The organism is Streptomyces sp. yr375, assembly GCF_900110755.1.
In the GTDB taxonomy this organism is placed as follows: Bacteria; Actinomycetota; Actinomycetes; order Streptomycetales; family Streptomycetaceae; genus Streptomyces.
Genome location: NZ_FOFF01000017.1, coordinates 40,986 through 60,023, shown reverse-complemented (window position 1 = coordinate 60,023; position 19,038 = coordinate 40,986). Strand labels below are relative to the sequence as shown.

At 73.3% G+C, this 19,038-nt stretch carries 19 protein-coding genes; 4 read left to right on the top strand and 15 right to left on the bottom strand.

Annotation, left to right across the window (positions count from 1 at the left end; translation table 11 throughout):
• Positions 1-15: 15 nt before the first annotated feature.
• A complete protein-coding gene (locus BMZ82_RS18740; protein ID WP_093777211.1) occupies positions 16-555 on the bottom strand; it encodes a hypothetical protein in 540 nt (179 codons plus the stop codon).
• 413 nt (positions 556-968) lie between these two features.
• On the opposite strand from BMZ82_RS18740, the gene BMZ82_RS18735 reads away from it, so the two are divergent.
• Positions 969-1,745 (top strand): glycoside hydrolase family 75 protein, encoded by a 777-nt coding sequence (locus tag BMZ82_RS18735; protein ID WP_093777209.1) that lies wholly within the window; start codon positions 969-971, stop codon positions 1,743-1,745.
• 49 nt (positions 1,746-1,794) lie between these two features.
• On the opposite strand, the gene BMZ82_RS18730 is transcribed toward BMZ82_RS18735, so the two are convergent.
• The gene (locus BMZ82_RS18730; RefSeq protein WP_093777207.1) at positions 1,795-2,556 is read right to left on the bottom strand and encodes an SDR family NAD(P)-dependent oxidoreductase; all 762 of its coding nucleotides are present in this window, start codon (positions 2,554-2,556) and stop codon (positions 1,795-1,797) included.
• A 129-nt stretch (positions 2,557-2,685) separates the two neighbouring features.
• Here BMZ82_RS18730 and BMZ82_RS18725 point away from each other — a divergent pair, with 129 nt between their 5' ends.
• Positions 2,686-3,321, top strand: coding sequence for a TetR/AcrR family transcriptional regulator (locus BMZ82_RS18725; RefSeq protein WP_093777205.1), 636 nt, complete (start codon positions 2,686-2,688; stop codon positions 3,319-3,321).
• A gap of 57 nt (positions 3,322-3,378) precedes the next feature.
• Here BMZ82_RS18725 and BMZ82_RS18720 read toward each other — a convergent pair whose 3' ends face one another.
• From BMZ82_RS18720 to BMZ82_RS18705, 4 genes are all read right to left on the bottom strand, one after another.
• Positions 3,379-3,789, bottom strand: a complete 411-nt coding sequence (locus tag BMZ82_RS18720; RefSeq protein ID WP_093777203.1) for a PTS-dependent dihydroxyacetone kinase phosphotransferase subunit DhaM — start codon at positions 3,787-3,789, stop codon at positions 3,379-3,381.
• The gene (dhaL, locus tag BMZ82_RS18715; RefSeq protein WP_093777201.1) at positions 3,782-4,396 is read right to left on the bottom strand and encodes a dihydroxyacetone kinase subunit DhaL; all 615 of its coding nucleotides are present in this window, start codon (positions 4,394-4,396) and stop codon (positions 3,782-3,784) included. The genes BMZ82_RS18720 and dhaL overlap by 8 nt, the downstream gene beginning before the upstream one ends.
• Before the next feature lie 71 nt (positions 4,397-4,467).
• On the bottom strand, positions 4,468-5,460 hold the full coding sequence (gene dhaK / locus BMZ82_RS18710) for a dihydroxyacetone kinase subunit DhaK (protein ID WP_093777199.1): 993 nt from the start codon (positions 5,458-5,460) through the stop codon (positions 4,468-4,470).
• 218 nt (positions 5,461-5,678) lie between these two features.
• A complete protein-coding gene (locus BMZ82_RS18705) occupies positions 5,679-6,338 on the bottom strand; it encodes an MSMEG_1061 family FMN-dependent PPOX-type flavoprotein (protein WP_093777197.1) in 660 nt (219 codons plus the stop codon).
• A gap of 98 nt (positions 6,339-6,436) precedes the next feature.
• Between BMZ82_RS18705 and BMZ82_RS18700 the strand changes: the two genes are divergently transcribed.
• A complete protein-coding gene (locus tag BMZ82_RS18700; RefSeq protein WP_177244551.1) occupies positions 6,437-7,081 on the top strand; it encodes a TetR family transcriptional regulator in 645 nt (214 codons plus the stop codon).
• A complete protein-coding gene (locus BMZ82_RS18695; protein WP_093777193.1) occupies positions 7,078-8,346 on the top strand; it encodes an MFS transporter in 1,269 nt (422 codons plus the stop codon). The genes BMZ82_RS18700 and BMZ82_RS18695 overlap by 4 nt, the downstream gene beginning before the upstream one ends.
• Here the strand turns inward: BMZ82_RS18695 and BMZ82_RS18690 are convergent.
• From BMZ82_RS18690 to BMZ82_RS18655, 9 genes are all read right to left on the bottom strand, one after another.
• Entirely contained in the window at positions 8,244-9,125 is an 882-nt protein-coding gene (locus BMZ82_RS18690; RefSeq protein WP_177244550.1) for an MOSC domain-containing protein, read from the bottom strand. The genes BMZ82_RS18695 and BMZ82_RS18690 overlap by 103 nt on opposite strands.
• Entirely contained in the window at positions 9,052-10,434 is a 1,383-nt protein-coding gene (locus tag BMZ82_RS39495; RefSeq protein ID WP_107487673.1) for a M16 family metallopeptidase, read from the bottom strand. The genes BMZ82_RS18690 and BMZ82_RS39495 overlap by 74 nt, the downstream gene beginning before the upstream one ends.
• A gap of 187 nt (positions 10,435-10,621) precedes the next feature.
• A complete protein-coding gene (locus BMZ82_RS18685) occupies positions 10,622-11,734 on the bottom strand; it encodes a M16 family metallopeptidase (protein WP_177244549.1) in 1,113 nt (370 codons plus the stop codon).
• Positions 11,731-12,519, bottom strand: coding sequence for a DUF5944 family protein (locus tag BMZ82_RS18680; protein ID WP_093777187.1), 789 nt, complete (start codon positions 12,517-12,519; stop codon positions 11,731-11,733). The genes BMZ82_RS18685 and BMZ82_RS18680 overlap by 4 nt, the downstream gene beginning before the upstream one ends.
• Positions 12,520-12,545: 26 nt before the next feature.
• The gene (locus BMZ82_RS18675; RefSeq protein ID WP_093777185.1) at positions 12,546-14,630 is read right to left on the bottom strand and encodes a YcaO-like family protein; all 2,085 of its coding nucleotides are present in this window, start codon (positions 14,628-14,630) and stop codon (positions 12,546-12,548) included.
• Positions 14,627-16,387, bottom strand: coding sequence for a SagB/ThcOx family dehydrogenase (locus BMZ82_RS18670; protein WP_093777183.1), 1,761 nt, complete (start codon positions 16,385-16,387; stop codon positions 14,627-14,629). Before BMZ82_RS18670 ends, BMZ82_RS18675 begins: the two co-directional genes overlap by 4 nt.
• A 4-nt stretch (positions 16,388-16,391) precedes the next feature.
• A complete protein-coding gene (locus BMZ82_RS18665) occupies positions 16,392-17,324 on the bottom strand; it encodes a hypothetical protein (protein ID WP_143098873.1) in 933 nt (310 codons plus the stop codon).
• Positions 17,325-17,420: 96 nt separating this feature from the next.
• A complete protein-coding gene (locus BMZ82_RS18660; RefSeq protein WP_093777179.1) occupies positions 17,421-18,563 on the bottom strand; it encodes an acyl-CoA dehydrogenase family protein in 1,143 nt (380 codons plus the stop codon).
• Positions 18,560-19,036, bottom strand: a complete 477-nt coding sequence (locus tag BMZ82_RS18655) for a type II toxin-antitoxin system RatA family toxin (RefSeq protein WP_093777177.1) — start codon at positions 19,034-19,036, stop codon at positions 18,560-18,562. Before BMZ82_RS18655 ends, BMZ82_RS18660 begins: the two co-directional genes overlap by 4 nt.
• Positions 19,037-19,038 lie beyond the last annotated feature (2 nt).

Genomic DNA, 19,038 nt, shown 5'->3' with positions numbered 1-19,038 from the left:
TGAATTCCAGGGGTTCTAGAACCGGTGCGGCTTCGAGCGGCTGCGCAGGAACCACGCCGCCCCGATGACACCCGCCCCGACCAGCGCCCCGCCCACCCCCATGGTGACGGGGCCGTAGTCACGGGCCGTCCCGCCGAGGCCGCCCATGACACCGCGCGAGGGCGAGGCGGTCGCGGAGATCGTCGGGATGGACGGCGCCGAGACGATCACCGACTGGGTGCCGGCGGTCGCGCCGCTGGAGCACATGACGACGACGGTGTACGTGCCCGGCGAGACGCCCGACCAGGCGGCGGACTGGCTCGAGGCCGTCCCGGACAGGGCGACCTGACGCCCCTGGGAGAAGCTCCCCTGGCCGCTGCTGAGCAGCGCGGCCGTGCCCCAGCTCCCGTTGCTCTGGGTGCAGGCGCTGGTCACCACCGACGCCGTGGAGCCGGTCGTACTGACGGAGATGCCCGAAGCCCGGGCGGCGGCCGGCCCTGAGGCCAGGGTGAGAGGAAGCGTGGCTGCGGCTGCCACGGTCAGTCCTGAGCGGATGAGAAAACGGGAAGTGCGCATGGGATGTCCTCCGGCGGCGGCACGGTTGGCGGTACATCCCTTGCGCCGCCGAGATCGGATACGCCCGTGCTGCCTCAGGGGCAGCCAACGCGCCCCGGCCCCGTCCCGCACCCGGACCGCCTCCGGGCAGGTGACGGATTCCTCCGTACGGCCCAGGCAGGCGCGCACCCGCGCCCCCGTCCGCAGCTCTGTGACGGCCGTCGCCGGCTGGGTCCCGTCCAGGCTGTGGATCTGCATGCCGCCCTGCCGATGAGTTCACGCCGGACGCCCCTGTACCCCGCCCGCTGGCGGCCCGTCAAAAACCGGGCCGTGTACGCCGTGCACCGTACGGCCCCCTCGAAGTGGCCCCGTGCCGTGGTCGACACCAGATTGATCTGAGTGTCCGTCAATGTCCCACGAGAGGGTCCCGTATCGTGCGCGCCCAGTCGCTGACGCTGGCCGCGGCCGGCCTTGCCCTGCTGGCCCCGACCACCCCGCCCGCCGCCGCGCACCCGTCCCCGGGCGCTCCCGGGGCACCGGCGCTCCGCCAAGAAGGCTCGGTCCGGGCCGCCGATCTGATGTCGCGGGTCCGCGACTGCGCCCCCGTCTCGCGCGGCCGCTACCGCACCGACGACGACGCCCCCGCCACGATCCCGGTGTGCGGCACCGACGAGGCGGTGTTCTGGACGGCCGACATGGACATCGACTGCGACGGCCGCCCCAGCCCGCAGTGCAACAGCGGCACCGACCCGCTGTTCTCCGACGCCACGGCCTACCAGCAGTCCGACGGCCGCTATCTGAGCGCCGAGGCGCTGCCCTACATCGTCGTGCCGGGGGTGAGCGCCCTGTGGGACCACCGCGAGCACGGGGTGGGCGGGGGCTCGGTCGCGGCCGTCGTCTACCGGGACCGGGTGCAGTACGCGGTCGTCGGCGACACGGGACCGAGCGGCATCATCGGCGAGGCGTCGTACGCCACCGCCCAGGCCCTCGGCATCCGCCCCGACCCCCGTGGCGGCGGCACCCCGTCCGGTGTCACGTACATCGTCTTCAAGAACTCCCGGGCGACCCCCATCGAGAGCCACGCGTCGGCGGTGGAGGTGGGGGAGCGGTTGGCCCGCCAGTTCGTCGGGGCGTCGGCAACGAGCGACGGGACGGCCGCCGAGCCCGCCCAGCCCGCCGATTCCGCCGAGTCCGGCCGGGACGAGTGGTAGGGCTGAGAGGGGGAGTGGGCGGAAGCCTGTAGACGACGTAGGCGGGCCGTCAGACCGCCGACCAGCCGTCGTCGACCGGCAGGACCACGCCGTTGATGTTGCTCGCCGCGTCCGAGGCGAGGAACACGATCGCGGCGGCCTGCTCCTCGGCCTCGGCCAGGCGGCCGACGTTGACGAAGTGCGGGCCGAGCGTCGCCGGGCCGTGGGCGCCCTGCTCAGCCTCCACGACGATCGAGGTCTTCGTGGCGCCCGGCGCGATCGCGTTCGCGCGGATGCCCTTGCCGCGGTACATCACCGCGAGGGACTTGGTCAGCCCCACCACGCCGTGCTTCGACGCGGTGTAGGCGGCACCGGCCGCGCTGCCCCGCAGCCCGGCCTCGGAGGCCGTGTTGACGATCGCGCCCCGGCCCGCGGCCAGCATGTGCGGCAGCACCGCGCGGGTGAGCAGGAACGGGGCGGTGAGGTTGACCCGCACGACCCGCTCCCACTCCGCGTCGCTCACGTCCGCGAGCGCGGACATACGGTCCATGATCCCCGCGTTGTTCACCAGCACGTCGATCCCGCCGAACCGCTCCACCGCGGTCGCGGCCACCTCGTCCACGACCGTCTGCTCGCTGAGGTCGCCGGTGACGGCCACGGCCGTGCCGCCCGCCTGCTCTATCTCCTTGACGACGGCCTGCGCGCCCTCCGCGTTGAGGTCGGCCACCAGGACCCGGGCCCCCTCCGCGGCGAAGGCCAGGGCCGTGGCGCGCCCGATGCCCGAGCCCGCTCCGGTGACGACGACGCTGCGGCCTGCCAGTCCAGTGGCCATGAGGTGCTCCCAGTAACTTGTGCCGCCCTTGCCACAGCCACCCTACGACTTATTGTCTGCGAGTGACATAAAGTCGTAGGGAAGAATCTCGTGACCTCAGAGCTGGGACCGAGACGGGAGGACGACGGGATGACCGCATCCGGTGGACGCACGGGCCGACCGCCCCTGACGGACGAGCGCAAGGCGCAGATCCGGCTGGAGATCGCCCGCGCCGCGGTGGACCTGTTCGTGGGGCAGGGCGTCGCCGCGACCACCGGGGAGCAGATCGGCCAGGCGGTCGGGGTCTCCGCGCGGACGGTCTGGCGGTACTTCCCGAGCAAGGAGAGCTGTGTGCGCCCGCTGCTCACGGCGGGCATCGACACGATCGCCGCCCGCCTGCGGGAGTGGCGCCCGGGCCGCCCCCCGGGCGACGTCCTCGCCCGGCTGGACACCGACGAGCGCGTCATCGTCGGCCCCGACCCCGCCACCGTCGGGGCCCTGGTACGGCTCACCCGCACCGAACCGGGCCTGCGCGCGGTCTGGCTCCAGACCTACGACGAGGCCGAGCCGGTCTTCGCCCGCGCCCTCGCCGACCGGGCCGGCCGGCCGGTCGACGACCTCCGGCCGGCCATCCAGGCGGCTATGTTCAACGCGGCTTTGCGCGCCGCCGTCGAACACCACGCGTGGCACGCCGACGCCCCCACCATGAACCCGACGACGGCACGCGCCGACCTGGCGGAGGCCGTCCGCACGGCCTTCGAGGTGGCGTCGGAGGGACTTGTCTGAGGTGCCTGAGGTGCCTGAGATGTCGGAGGGTGAACGTGCCGTCCGGGCCCGGGGCGGTTACACCTTGCGGTAGTTGTACGCCTCCGTCGCCGCCGCCTCCACCGTGTCGAGGTCGGCGCCTGTCGACGCCGTGACTACGGCGGCCACCGCGCCCTCGACGAACGGGGCGTCCAACAGGCGGGCGGTATCGGGTAGTTCGTCGCCCTCTGCGAGCATCGCCTTGACCGTGAGGACGGCGCTGCCCAGGTCGGCGAGGACCGCGACCCCCGCGCCCCGGTCCACCGAGGCGGCAGCGGCGGCGATCAGTTCGGCGCTGGTGCCGAGCGCGCCTCCCTCCGTACCGCCGGCCGCGGCGACCGGCACGGCCGTGCCGCCGCCCACCAGCCCCCGCGCCAGTTCGGCCACGGCCGAGGCCACCGCCGCGCTGTGCGACACCAGGACGATGCCGACCAGTTTTTCGTCACTCACCGGTGCCTCGCTCCCCGTCCGCTTCGGCCAGGGCGGCGATGAGCAGCGCCGCCGACGTGGCGCCCGGGTCCTGGTGGCCGATGCTGCGCTCGCCGAGGTAGCTGGCCCGGCCCTTGCGGGCCTGCAACGGTGTCGTCGCCTCCGCGCCCTGCTCGGCGGCGGCCCGGGCGGCGCGGAAACCGTCGGGGAGGGCGTCGACCGCCGGCACCAGCGCGTCGATCATGGTCTTGTCGCCGGGCGCGGCACCACCGAGCTGCATCACGGCGGCCACGCCCACGCGCAGCGCCTCGGCGAAGCCCGCCGCGTCCACCTCGGCCGTGTCGCCGAGCGCCTTCCCCGTCCGGCGCAGCAGCGTGCCGTACAACGGACCCGCAGCCCCGCCCACCGTCGAGATCAGCCGGCTCCCCGCGAGGACCAGAACGGCGCCCGGGGTCGCGGGCGTCTCCTTCTCCAGTGCCACGGTCACCGCGGTGAAGCCGCGGCGGAGGTTGCTGCCGTGATCGGCGTCCCCGATGGGGGAGTCGAGGGCCGTGAGCCGGTCCGCCTCACGGTCGACGGACGCGGCGGTCGCCGTCATCCAACGGCGGAAGAAGTCGGCGTCGAGCACGGGGTCTCCTTGCATGGTCGTCACGTCGTCGCATGGTCCGTACGGTCGTCCGGACGGCTGCCCCCCCGGCTTCACACGCCCCAGCGCAGTGCGGCCGTCTTCACCGGCGCGTCCCACAGCCGTAGCAGTTCCTCGTCGATCTGGCACAGGGTCACCGACGCGCCGGCCATGTCGAGGGACGTCACGTAGTTGCCGACGAGCGTACGGGCGACGGGCACGCCCCGCTGGGCCAGCACGCGCTGCACCTCGGCGTTGAAGCCGTACAGCTCCAGCAGCGGTGTCGCGCCCATGCCGTTGACCAGGACGAGGACGGGGTTGCGGGGCGTCAGGTCCTCCAGGATCGCGTGGACCGCGAAGTCGGCGATCTCGCCGGACGTCATCATCGCCCGCCGCTCCCGGCCGGGCTCCCCGTGGATGCCGACGCCCAGTTCCAGCTCGCCGGGCGGCAGGTCGAAGGTCGGGCTGCCCTTGGCCGGAGTCGTGCACGCGCTGAGGGCCACGCCGAAGCTGCGCGCGTTCCCGTTCACCTGCCGGGCCAGCGCCTCGACCCGCTCCAGCGGCTGCCCCTCCTCGGCCGCGGCCCCGGCGATCTTCTCAACGAACAGCGTCGCGCCCGTGCCGCGCCGCCCGGCCGTGTAGAGACTGTCGGTGACGGCCACGTCGTCGTCGACCAGGACCCTCGCGACCCGGATGCCCTCGTCCTCGGCCAGCTCGGCGGCCATGTCGAAGTTGAGGACGTCGCCGGTGTAGTTCTTGACGACGAACAGCACACCCGCCCCGCTGTCCACGGCGGCCGCCGCCCGCACCATCTGATCCGGCACCGGCGACGTGAACACCTCACCGGGGCAGGCCGCGGAGAGCATCCCCGGCCCGACGAACCCACCGTGCAGCGGCTCGTGCCCCGAGCCGCCGCCGGACACCAGTGCCACCTTCCCGGCCACCGGGGCGTCCCGTCGCACGATCACCCGGTTCTCGACGTCGACGGTCAGCTCGGGATGGGCGGCCGCCATCCCGCGCAGCGCGTCCGCGACCACGGTCTCCGGAACGTTGATCAACATCCTCACGGATACCTCCAGGTGAGACGAGCACGTGAGACGAACAAGGGAGCCGAGCAGGTGAGTCCCAGATCTTTATTTTCGCAGTGCGGGGCGGGCTGGGCCAGACAGCGATCCGCAGTGGAGAGCGCGCTCCGGGGTGCCGTTCCCGCCGATCTCGAACAGCCCGGAAAAGGCCTCTTCGCGCGCCCCCTGGAGCGGCTCGGGTGCGACGCGCGCGCGTCCCGTCACTCGTACCGGTACTTCAGCGAGTCCGCCTCCGTCTGCTCGATGTCGGCGATCGTCAGCTCCGGCAGCCGCAGTTGGGCCAGCGTCACCTCGGCCGAGGTCGGCTGGGCGTCCGCCGGCAGCCACTGCTCCGGCTTCCACGCCGCGCTGCGCAGGAGCGCCTTGGGGCAGTGCGGGTAGACCTCCTCGATCCCCACCACCAGCGCACTGGCCGGCGGCTTGCCCACGGCGGTGAGCTGTGACAGCAGCTCCGGGCGGGTGGAGACGCAGGCCCGGCCGTTCACCCTGAGCGTCGTGGTGCGCCCCGGGATGACGAACAGCAGCCCGGCCCGTCCGGTCGCGATGACGTTCTGCAGGGTGTCCAGACGCTTGTTGCCGGTCGCGTCCGGTATCGCAACCGTCCGTGCGTCCAAGACGGCCACGAACCCGGCGGGGCCGCCGCGCGGGGAGACGTCGCAGTTGCCCTCGGCGTCCGCGCTGGCGACCAGGACCAGCGGCGAGCAGCCGATCAACCGCCTTGTCTGCTCGGTGAGTTCGGTCATCTGCTTGCGAATGGCCGCGTCGCCGGGGAGCGCGTAGGCGCGGCGCAGCGTCTCCTGGTCGGACACGGCGTCGAGGCGGAGCGAGTCGAAGGCGCTGTCGGCAAGAGGTGTCGTCATGTCTCCGACCCTAGGGGTCGACCTTAGAGGTCCGACCTTAGGGGAAGGGCGGGTCGTGCGGGTGGTCAATCATACGTGCGTGCATGTATGATGCCCTCATGCGTAAAACCGCCGAAGAAGCCGCACAGACCCGGGTCTCGCTGATGGAGGCAGCCCTCTTCGTCTTCGCCGAGCAGGGGCTGTCGTCGGCACGGCTGGCAGATGTCGCTCAGCGGGCCGGTCTGACACGTGGTGCGCTTTATTACCATTTCGCGGACAAGTCCACTCTGCATGCCGCCGTCATGGCCCACACCTGGTCGACCGTGACGGAACCGGTGTGGGGCATTCTGGCCTCCGACGCGCCGCATGACGAGCGCCTGGGCGCGTTTCTCACGACCTGGCTGCGTCGACTGCGGCACGACGCCCGGTTCCGCGCGCTGCTCACCCTGACCCTGGACGGTTCGCACGACGCGGCCGGCCTGCCCGAGGCGCGGGCCGCGAAGGCGTCCGGACTGGCCGACTGGCAGCGGGAGCTCGAAGCGTTCTTCGCCGGCCACGCGGCGGCGTCGGCGGCGGTGGCTTCGGCGGCCCTCCCGGCCGGCGCCGTCGGACCGCCGCGCGAGCCGGTCTCCCCGGTCAGCGCCGCCGCCAGCCTCCTTGCCTGGCTGTGCGGAACGGCCCTGCTGGCCGCCACCGACCCGGCCCTCCTCCCCCCGGACGACGCCGTCGGCGTCGCCCCTCTCGTCAGAGGACTCCTGTCATGACTGAACTCCGCTCGGGCACCCGTCCCGGGGCCGCCGTCGCGGTCACCGCACTGGCGCTCGGCGTCGACATGTTCCTGTACGGCAGCATCGTCCCGCTGCTGCCCACCCTGCCCGCCGTGGACGGTTCGCCGCTGATCGCCGGTCTGCTCTTCGCCGTCTACGCGTTCGCACTGCTGGCGGCCACCCCCTTCGTCGGGGTCTGGGTGGACCGGCGTGGCCCGCGCGCCCCGATGCTCGTCGGACTGTTAGGGCTCGCGGCGGCGACGGTGCTGTTCGCCTCGGCGGTGGACATCGACGGCACCGCCGGACTGACGCTGCTGTTCCTGGCGCGTGGCGCGCAGGGCATCGCGGCGGCCGCCTCCTGGACCTCCGGGCTGGCCCTGATCGCGGCCACCCACGAACCCGAGCGGCGCGGCCGCGTCATGGGGCTCGCGCTCTCGGCGGTCGGGGTGGGAGTGCTGCTCGGCCCCGCCGTCAGCGGCCTGCTCAGTGACGCCTGGGGTCCGCACGCGCCGTTCCTCGTCATCGCCGTGTTCGCCGCCGCCGACGCGGTGGCCCGTATCGTCCTCGTCAAGGAAACCCCCGCGCGCGAGGTGCGTACCCCCTACCGGGTGGTGCTGCGCGGCCCCCGGGTCGGACTGCTGATCGCGCTGACCGGGCTCGGCGCGGCGGCGATCGCCTTCCCCGAGCCGGTCCTGCCGCTGCATCTGAGCGACCTCGGGCTGGGCACGACCGGCATCGGCCTCGTCTTCGCCGCCGCCGCGCTGGGCGGCAGCCTGGCAGCGCCGGTTGCGGGACTGCTCACCGACCGGGTCGGGGCGACCCGGGTCGCGTCCTGCGGCGCGCTCGTCGCCGCCCTCGGCTTCTTCCTCACCGGACGCGACTCGACGGTGTGGTCGGTCACCGGGCTGATCGTGGTGGGCTTCGGCGCGCAACTCGTCCTCGCCCCCACGCTGGTCCTCATCGGAGTGCTCGCCGAACACACCAAACCCGCCGCCTACGGGGCGGCGTACGCCCTCTACAACCTCGCCTACACCGGCGGTCTCGCGGTCGCGCCGCTCGTGGCCGGTGCCACGGCGAAAGCGGCCGGTGTCCCCACGACGACGCTGGTCGCCTGCGGTCTGGCGGTCGCCGTAGCGGTCGTTCTCCTGGCGCGCCGGGATCAGCCAGCAGCCGACTCGACGGGTTCGACGGGTTCGACGGGCTCGACCGACTCGGCCAAGTCGCCGGAACCCGCCTGGCCGGGCTCCAGTACGGACGCGTAGTACCCCACGTTGTGGGCGAAGCGGCGGTGGACCGTGCGGAGCAGTTCGCGGTCCACCGCCAGACCCTGCTGCGGGCGCGAGATCATCACACAGCGCGGGCAGGGGGCCTCGATCCGCAGCGTCGCCTTCCCGAACCGCATGACCCGGCCCGTCCAGTCCTCGTCCGACTCGGCGGGGCCCTCCACCACGAGATTGGGACGCAGCCGACGGACGTCGACCGGCCTGCCGAGCGCGGCGTCGAGGGCGTCGAGGGTGCCGGTGGTGATCACATGCACCGGGTAGGCGTCGAAGTAGCCTCCCGGGATCGTCTGGAACTCCATCACGGCGGGCGGCAGTTGTGAGAGATCGGGGATCTCCTCCAGCTTGGCGACCCCGAACAGGCCGGTCAGATAGCCCTCCACGTCCTCGGGGTAGACCCGCGCGTAGTGCTCGCGCCGGTCCGCCGGAACCCGGGGCCACAGGGTGACCTCGGTGCCCAGGTACGCGCTCAGCGCGTCGTGCACGCCGGGATCGTCGGAGGTCGTCGGCGGCATCCCCGGCAGGCGCAGTTCGACCTGCGGGGCGGCCTTCCCCGGCACCGGCGGGTGTACGTACCGCACCGCGATGTCGAGCAGCGCGGGCAGCGAGCGCGCGTCGGTGACGCAGCCGCGTTTCTCGTCCCGGACCGCCCAGCACCGGTCCCCGGTGACGCCGTCGGCGCTCAGCTCACCGGTGTCGAGCCGTTCCCCCGCCATGCTCTTGACGGGGTAGCGCCAGATTTCCCGTATCGCATGGCTCATGTCCCGTGTCTCCTGAATCATCTGAATCATCTGAGTCGTCGCTCGCGTCGATGTACCGCTGTGCCACACGCCGTATGTCATGGCGTGTCACCCGCGTGAGCCGGTGCGGGTAACGGGCGCTCTCGCCCGGGTCGAGGCCCGCGAGCGCGTAGCCGCAGAGCCGCTCGGTGATGCCGCGGCTGCTGTGCGCCGCTCGGTGGTACTGGATGACCAGCCGTTCCCTGGCGGATTCGAGCAGCGCGTCGGGGAACTCCCCGCGTCCCAGGGCGGCGATGACGGCCCGTGTCCCGGCCGCCACCTCGTCGAGCGCGCCCGGCGCACACGTGGCGATCGTCAGGCCGTAGCCGCCGCTCGCGAACTCCCGGCTGAAGGCGGCCGACGAGTAGGTGAGGGCCCGCTCGCCGCGCAGCCGCCGGTCCAGCAGCCCGTCGCGCCCGCCGAGCACCGCCCATGCCAGATGCACGGCAGCCTTGTCCGGACTGCCGAGCGGAACGCCCGGGGTGCCACGGAGGTGATGGACCAGGTCGGCACCGGCGGGGACGGAGACCGTCACCGGGCGCGTGGCGGCGGGCGGTTCTGCGGCGGGGTGGTCTGTCGGCCGGTGCGCGTTGGGCAGGGCGGCGCGCGGTTGCCGTAGGCCCCCGCCGGGTTGCCGTAGGTCCGCGAGGTCCGCCGGGTCGGCAGGGTTCTCAGGGTTCGAGGGGGAGAAGGCCAGTACGGGTCGCGCCGCCGCCAGCAGCCCGTCGGACAGGGCCGCGCCGGGTTCCCGTAGGTCCGCGAGGTCTGCCAGGTCCGCAGGGTCCTCAGGGTTCCGAGGGGAGAAGGCGAGTACAGGTCGCGCAGCCGCCAGCAGCCTCTCGGACAGCCGCGTCACCTCGTCCGGTTTGAAGGCGGCGATGGACGCGGTGCGTTCGTCGTGGCCGATGCCGTATCGGTGCGCGGGGCCGAACAGGGTCCGTCGTACGCCGTCCGACCAGCGTTCGTCGGTCGTGAGCCGTGCCAGACACTCTGCCCGTACTCGCTCTAACTCCGGTTCCGGGCGTCCTGCCCCGGCGAACCACTCCGGCAGCGCGTGCAGGGTCCGGCGCTCGGAGTGCAGGCTCTCCACCGTGACTCCCGCGTAGTCCGCGGTGACCACCGGTTCGACACGGACCGCGGCCCCGGACCGCCGGGCGGCCCGGGCCACCTGCCGGGCCCAACAGGCCGCGAGGAGCGGCGCGGCGACGGCGGCCGGTCGGTCGCCGGTGAGGGGCACGGCCAGTGTGACGGCCGCCACGGCGGCGCTGTCGGCCCGCGGCTCGCCGTTCACGTTGTTTCCTGCGTCGGCACGGGCTGGCATGGGGACGCCGGTCCCGTCGGCCGTCGGGTGCCTCGCAGCGGCGCGGCCAGCGTGACGGCCGCCACCGCAGAGCCGTCGGCCCGCCGACCGCAGATCAGGATGCTTCCGGCGTCGGCACGGGCCGGCATGGGGGGCGGCAGCCCCGGCCGGTGTGTGTTCACGGGGCGTCTCCCACGTGGCGTAGCTCCTCGATGTGCCGTTCCCATGACGTCGTCACCGCTGCGACGTCGGCCGTGGTTACCGTCTCCGGTGGGGTTGCCGGGGCGGCCGTCGCCCGTATCGCGGTGGCCTCGGGGTCGTCGGTCGTGCGGAGTTCGGGGATCAGGGCCTCGGCGCGCAGCCAGGTTTCGCCGTCCGGGGCGAGCAGGTGGTCGCGGGTCCGGCGTAGCGCCCTGTGTACCGCGCGGGTGGCGGTCCCGGTGTCCGGTGCGGAGAGCATGGCCCAGACGCATGTCAGGCCCCGCAGCTCCTGTACCTGGATGTCGAGGCCGCCCGCCGCGCGGATGGCCCGCCGGGCGAGGTGCTGGCAGGTGCGCAGATGCGGATCGGGGTGCCCGGTGGTGAAGGCGAGACCGACCGTGCGGTGCGTCGGGTGTGGTGGCGGCGTGGGGAGTTCGAGGCATACGCCGGGTGTCGCAGGTCTCGCGCCGCAGGCGGCGGATCCGGGGGGTTGCCCGGGGGTACCGGTGCGGTCCTTGGGCCAGGCTTCGGCCGTGGCCGTCAGCACGTCCGTCGGCCGGTTTGCCACGATCACCGCCGTCGCGTGCGACGGCCGGTACCAGAGTGCGTGGAAGCGGCGCACGTCGTCCGCCGTGAGGGCGTCGAGCACCGGCCGGTCGCCGAGCGGGGAGTGGGCGTAGGAGGTGTCCGCCCACAGGGCGGTCAGCAGCGCTTCCTGGAGACGCCAGCGGACGTCCGCCGTGCGCTGGGCGGTCTCCTGCCGGATCGCGGCCAGTTCGGCGTCGAGCACGGCGGACGGCACCCGCAGCTCGCCGAAGGCGGCGGCGAGGGTGCGTACGGCGGCCGGGGCGTCCGCGCGGCGGACCAGCACGCTGTACCCGGTGTGCTCGCGCCCCGTCCGGGCGTCGACCAGGGCACCGCTCCCCACCCGCCCACCGGCCAACAGGCAGCGCACGACCAGGTGTTCCACCACATGGGCCACCCCGTGTTCGCCCGGCCGCTCGTCGGCGCTGCCCACCCGCACGGTCAGCCGTACGGCCGCGAGCGCCCCGGGACGGTCCACGGCGATCAGCCGCACGGGAGTGCTCACGACCGCCATGCGGAAGCCTCGGCGGGGGTCAGCGTCACCAGGGTCTGCGCGAGCAGCCGGCCCTTCTCGTCGGTCGCGATGACCACCCAGTCGCCGGGCGCCAGCCGCGCGTTGTCGTCCAGCGGCATGTCGTGCCGGAGCTGCGGTTCCTCGGGGGTGCACAGCAGCTCTTCGGCGTGCACCAGACCGGCCGCCTCCCAGGCCACGTTCACCCGTTCCGGCGCGTCCAGACCGTCGAGGCCGACGCACCAGCGGGCCACCCGGCGCCCGGCGTCGTCGCGGACCACTTCCAGCGCGGCACGGCCCAGTCGCAGGGGCGAAACGTACTGCTCGGTGAACGCGTACGGCACATACCGGCCGCGCCGGTCGAAGACCACGGCGTGCGCGGCGATCAGCCGGTTCTCGGCGTCGTAGACGGACGCGTGGCAGTAGTCCCGCTCCTGGCCCTCGGCGAAGAGGACCAGCAGTTCCGAGGTGGCGGCGGGCTGTTCGGCGGACAGGGCGTGCATACGGATGCGGCACTCCTCCCGGTCCACGAAGAAGAACTTGTGCGTCACGACCGCGCCCGACCCGATACGCCCGGCGTCCACGGCGCTGGTGAACGTCAGTTTCACTCCGCCGTCGACCGCCTCCACGGCGATCGCACACTCCACCGGGCTGTCCTGCAAAGGTAGTTGACGGCTCGTCAGGTGACCGGCGAAGACGGCGGCGATGTCGGAGGTGTGCGCGAAGTCCTCGTTTCGTACGACGGACATCGCGGGGGTGGCGGTGAACGAGGCGGGCATCTGTGGCTCCTTCGCGGGCGGGGTGCTCACGGCAGCGGATGCGGATAGGGGTTGTCCGGCGCGGAGTCGTGGCCGAGCCCGGCCACGACCTCGCGCAGCCTGCGGCCACCGAGCAGCCGGCAGCCGTGGATGCCCGCCAGATGCTGGAGGCCGGGTACCAGGACGCGTACGACGTGCACGCCGAGCCGACGGGTGTCGGGGGTCGTCAGATCCACCGCGTACACGGAGTGGCCGGCCGAGCGCACCGCGCCGACCAGCGCGTCGAGCGGGTCGGCGGGGGCCGCCGTCTCGTCGTACGGGGGGCGCTGCGGGCGGGTGCAGGGGGTCGGCGCGGAGGGGTGGACGAGGTAGCCGGCCTCTTCGCGCAGGGCGGGGTACTTCGAGTAGAGGATGGCGTGCTTGTTGAAGTCGTCCACGTTGGAGAAGTCCGCCGCGACCTCCCAGTCCTCGTACTGCCGCAGCAGCCGGCGGACGTAGGTCAGCCCCTGCGCCGCCTCCAGGAACGCCTTCTCCACCGCCTTGACGGGGGAGGGGCGGCAGGCGCTGCCGAACGACATGACGCGGTCGGCGCCGCTGCCGTGCTCCATCACCGCGACCACGGCCGCGGGGGCCAGGTCGAGCGACAGGTCGTAGAACCGCACGCGCCAGGACGTCGCCCGTTCGATCAGGTACGACACCTGGGAGGACGCCGCGACGACCTCCTGCGCGACCGGGCGCGGGGGCAGGCGGTGCAGCCAGGAGATCGCCAGCGCGTCCCGCTCGATGATCTCGCAGAGCCCGCTGACCAGCGCCTGCCGGTACGAGGGCCCGGCGGCCAGACCGGTGGAGATGGAGGGCGCGACGGGGCTCTCCGCCTCGACCCGCCGGTAGTGCATGTAGACCTGCGAGGCCGGTACGAGTACGGCGGCACCGGTCGCCAGGTCGGTCGCGGGTGTCCAGCGGACCCGGGTGCCGTCCTCGAACGGGGCGAACGGGAACCCCGGTTCGGTGTACTGGCTCGCGGCGAAGAGACCGAACTCGCTTGGTGCGACGGCCGGTTCGGCCAGCTCGCGCCAGGCGGCCAGCCGGAGCCGCGACGGGTGGTAGAAACCGGCGGCGTAGCGCTCCAGCGACTCCCCGAGCGTCGCGTCGACGGCCTCGCCCTTGGAGAAGCCCGCGCCGCCGTTGCGGGTCACGCGCATCGGGGGCTTGATGAGCGAGAGGTCGGCCGAGGTGCTGCCGCTGAGGTAGACCGGAGGACCGCTCTCCGCGCGCCGCACACTGGCGGCGTGGACGATGCCGACGCGGTCGTCCTCGGCGTCCCGCAGGGTACCGGTCACCGGCCCGGAGGCCGTCTGCGCCGTCTCGTCGCCGCCCGGACCGCCGTGGCACGACGGGCAGTTGGGCACGACGGACAGATGCCGCTCGACGCGGCCGGGGCTGCTCGGATCGTGCCACAGGACGGCGTCGGAGGCACCGGCCGGATCGGTGCGCCAAGCGGCGAACCGACTGCCGACGGTCCCGGCGAGCCGCGCCGACGTCCACGGCGCCACCTCGTGCGCGTACGGCCGTCCCCCCGTGTCCGACAGATGCCGCATGTACGCGCGCCACGTCGCGCCGTGCACCGAGTTGGAGCTGACGCGGATGCGCAGACACTCGTAACAGGCGACGGTCCGCCCCGCCGCCCACAGCGGTCCGACGAACGTCACGTCGGCACTGGCCGCCCCGTACACCAGGTGCGGCTGTCCGGCGCGCACGCAGTGGTCCGCCGCGCCAGCCGTCCTGGGGTCGAAGAGGGAGGTGGTGGCGATGACGACCAGCGCGGGGCGCGGTCCCTCCGGCGGGGCGATGAGCGGCCCGGGGTCGCCGTCCTCGTCCGCCGTACGGGTGGCCGGGCCGGGCACGTCCGCCAGGACCGCGCCGAGCTGACGGGTCAGCGCGGGCGGGCCGAGGAGCAGGACGCCGCCGCCCGGGTCGCCGGGAACCGGCTTCGGCGGGGCCGGTTCGGCGGCGAGGCGCGCGGCGAGGCGGAGCAGACCGGTGCCCTTGATCCGGTGTACTTCCGAGGCGGTCTCGACGAAGCCGTTCTCGTCGTCGAGCGGGTGCAGCACGCGCGTCGCCTCGGTGGTCATGCCGTCTCCTCGGGCTGGGAACGGGGCCCGGAACGAGGGCCGAGCAGGGTGAGGTAGAGCACCGCGTCGTCGACTCCGTCCACGCCCACCAGGTCGTTGAAGTAGTCGTCGATGAAGGCGATCATCGGGTGCGCGACGAGGCCGAGCGCGGTGGCGGTGAGGACGACGCTCTGCGCGAGATGGCCGCAGTCGAGCAGGACGGTGCGGTAGCCGCGCTCCCGGTACTTCCACTGGTTGCGGCGGAACGCGCCGGTGTAGATCACCATCGCGGCGGCCTGGTCCGCCCGGTCCCGGTAGCCGGTCTGCGCGGTGACCTCGGCCCAGGTGCGGTCGGCGCGCACGAGTTGCAGGACCTGGCGGCCGGGCTGCAGGTAGTACAGCCCGGGTTCGATGCCGGTGACCCGGTTGACCAGCAGGAACAGGTCGCAGGAGTAGAGGCCGCCCGCCGACGGCGTCGCCCGCAGCGGCAGCCGCACGTCCCCGCCGGCGAGACCGCTGCCCGTGGTTCCGTAGGACAGGCCGAGCAAGTGGGCCAGTTGGTCGCGGCTCAGCGCGCCGCCGCCCATGGGCGCCCAGGAACGGCGGCGGCGTACGCACTGGTCCAGCGGTGCGAGGTCGGCCGGCCGGCCGTCGGTGCCGAGGTCGTAACTGCGGGCCGCGTCGCGGAAGTCCCGGTAGGCCTGGCCGATGAGCCGGCGGGCGGCGGGGGCCATGTCGTTGACGTCGACCGCGGGCAGGGTGCCGAAGCCGGTCCGCATCTTGGAGTTCTCGTGGAAGATCCGGCTCAGCCGCACATCGGCGGGCCGGTAGGTGAGGGAGAGCTGCCGCGGGGCCCGCAGTCCGGTCGGTACGACGACGACGGCGGGGGCGGGCGGCACCGGCCCGTCGGCGTCGGCCGCGTCGCCGGCGTCGACATCGGCCGGAGCGATGCGGCAGGCCACGACCGTGATGCCCGCGCCCGCCGGGCTGAGCGTCCGGACCCGGGCCCGCAGTCCGTGCCCGGCCAGCGCGGCGCGCAGCAGGGCCGCCTCCGTGCCGGGGGCGGGTCCCGCGGCGAGATCGGCGTGGGCGATCACGCCGGTCTCGACGATGTCGCCGAAGTCGGCGATGGTGCCGATGTCGTGCGGCGGCGGGGCGGTGTCCGTTTCCGGGCCTGCCAGGGTCGCGAGGGTCAGTCGGCGCAGCACGGCGTGCACGGCGCGCCGGACGCCCCGGCGCAGGTCGAGGTCGCAGACCTGCGCGTGCAGGGGGCGGCCCAGCCGGGGCAGGCGGAGTACGGCGCCGATGACGGGGACCGACGCGGACTCGCCCAGCAGGTAGCAGTCGATACGGCCACCGGTGCCCCGCAGCGCGGCTCGGGCGGGCTCGCAGTCCGCGATGCGTATGCCCTCGGTGCGTACGTCCTCGATGGTGCCCGGGTGGGGCCGGCGGCGCGCGAGCCCGGCGTAGATCGCCTGGGCGACGGCTTCGTCGTGGTCGGCGGCGGCCCCCGTGTCGGCGGACTCGCCCGCTCGGGCGAGCCTCGACCGGGCCGCCGAGGCGGCGAGTCGGAGGGCGGCCCCGGCCTCGTCGGCGGCCACGGCGACGTCGAGGACCGGGATGTCGGCGGCGGTGAGGTCGAGTCGTTCGGCCACGTGGCCGAGGGGCACGAGCGCGGCGGCGTGGGCCCGTACGTACAGCGGCAGGGGCAGCGCGCGGACGCCGTAGCCCTGGCCGGTCACCGCTGCCTCGGCCGGTGGGGTGAGGAGGTCTGTCATGGGTTCAGAACTCCAGCCATTCCTGGGCGGTCGGACCTGCGGAGGCGCAGGACGCGCAGTAGGGGTCGCGCCAGGCGCGCACGGAGGTCTGCTCGCAGGCGGCGGGGTCGAGCGTCACGACCCGGCCCCACGGGTGCTCGGCGCCCTGCGGCATGAACGCGCGCAGCGTGAGGTGCGCGGTGAGCCCGGCGGCCCATTCGAGGCAGCCGGACTGGAGCGTGGGCCAACTGTCGTGCGCGACACCGCTGTCCCGCGCCGCAGGCGTGGCCGTGGCCGTGGTCGCCGTGTCGTACGGGGCGCAGCAGTCCAGGCACGCGGATTCGCCGGGCATCGTCCAGGGGCCGATCCTGATCGTGCGCGGGGTGACCAGCAGCGGCAGGAAGGAGCGTCCCGCCGCGCAGAGTTCGCGGTTGGTCCGCCGCAGTACGGCCTCGTCCGCGAGGGAGACCACCACGTTCAGGGCGCTGTCCCCGGCGTCGCCGTCCCGCACCCGCAGCCCCTGTCGGCGCAGTGCCCCGCCCAACGCGTCGGCCATCCGGGGCGGACCGGTGACGCCGATGTCCCGCCGGACCGAGGCGAAGACGCCGTCGGGCGCGGCGGAGCGGCGGGCGATGAAGGAGTAGAGCCGCAACTCCCCCTCCGTACCGATCGGTTCCTTCGGATAGAGGAGCACGCCCATCGCGGCGAGTTTCTCCATGTAGGGCAGCAGCCGTTCGGCCTCGGGCGCGGACAACTGCTCGCGTACGGCGGCGGTACGCCGGAGTTTCGGGACCACGTCGGCCATCACGTACCGCAGCGCCTCGCCCTTTTCGCCTTTCGCTTCGACGACGAACTTCCGGGCGCCCACCAGTATTTCGAAGCGGGAATTCCCAAGCGTCTTCCATTCGACGTCGGTTGCTCCGACAACGACGTCTCTTGTCGCGTCCACATTGGTCATGTTTCCAACCTAACGACGATTCGACGCCGCTCCGATACCGATTTCCCGTAGTACGGAACTACGGTTTCCAGCAGGATCCGAAACCGGACAGCGCGGCTAGGGAACGTCCACCGCCTCACCGCGCAGGTATTGCACCAGCGCCGCGGTGCCGGCCGCCCGGGACGGCGGGTGGAACGCGAGACAGCGGGTGGCCGCACAGAGGTAGGCGACCTCCGGATCGTTGAGGTACGCGCCGCCGCCGAGCGCCTCGGCGGCCAGCGCCGCCACCGTGACGGCGGCGTCCTGGGCGGCGAAGCGCGCCGCCAGCGAGGGGCCGAGCAGGGCCGCCGGATCGGGTTCCGTCTCGGAGCGCGCGGCGACGCCCTCCAGCGCGTACGTCGCCGCTTCGAGGAGGACGGCCATCCGCGCGAGGTCGGCCGCGCCGACCCGGGGCGCGGCGGCGGCCCGTTCGACGAGCGCGGCCGCCATGCCGAGGTACGAGGCGGCGATCAGTACCTCGAACCACACCAGCGAGCGGCGCAGCGGCGCACTGGTGGTCCCGACCGGGCCGAGGTCGGTGACGAGCCGTTCGGGCACGAACACGTCGTGCAGGACGAGTTCGTCGCTCTCCGCTCCGGCGAGGATCTCGCTCTTCCAGAACGGCCGGCTGCTCAGCCCCTCCGACCCGGCGGTGACGACGGCGACCGCGCACCGTTCGCCCCCCGGCCCCTGGACTCGTACGGTGGCGAAGAGCAGGTCCATCGAGTGGCTGAGGCTGCACGGCTTCTTCGTACCGCTGACCAGGACGCCGCCGTCGGTCGGCCGCGCCGTCATGACCGGCGTGAGGATGCCGGCCCCGGGCCGCCCCTCGGCCGCTCCGGACGCCACGAGCATCGAGTTGCCGGCGATCGCCTCGGCGAGCAGCCATTCGAGGCCGGCGCCCAGGTGCTCCCAGCCGATCAGCGAGGCCACCGAGAAGTGGTGCATGGTGGTGGCGACGGCCAGCGACGGCGCCCGGCTGGCGATGGCCCGCTGGAGGCGCACGCCCTCCCGCAGCCCGGCGCCGAGGCCCTGGTGCTCGGCGGGCACGAACAGGGCGCCGGCCCCGCAGCGGCGGAACCAGTCGACGGCGGGGGACCCCGGACGCTCCAACTTGTCCAGCCCGACGGACGCCAACTGGGCGTCGAGACCCGGCAGTCGGCGCTCCAGCAGGTCCCGGTCGGCGGTGAGGAAACCGGCCGAACCTGCCCCGCCGCTCACGACCGCGCTCCGTCCTGGACGAGGAGCGCGTCCTCGTCCAGGACGATGCCGTCGACGAGCGCCCCCAGAATGACCGCGATGTAGTCGCGCAGCGTGTGTTCGGCGATCGGCTCGATGACGTCGGCCAGGGTGGGAATTCCCATGTCGAAGTCGCAGGAGAAGTGCACCCGGCAGTCCTCGCCCACGTCCTCCACCCGCCAGTGACCGACGAGCCGGTCGAGATCTCCGGCCAGGAGCGAGAAATCGACCCGGTGATTCTCCTTGTCGTAGCGGTCCTCCTCGGTCCATTTCAGAATTCCCCGGCGGAAGGTGACCTCCCAGGCGCAGCCGGTCCGTCCGCCGCCGAGATCGAGGATCTCCACACTGCGCACGGCGTCGGTCAGTTCCGGATAGCGGGCGAAGTCACAGACGACGGGATAGATTTCGTCGGCCTTGCGGCGGTGAACCGTGCCCGCCATGCGTACGTATCGCATTC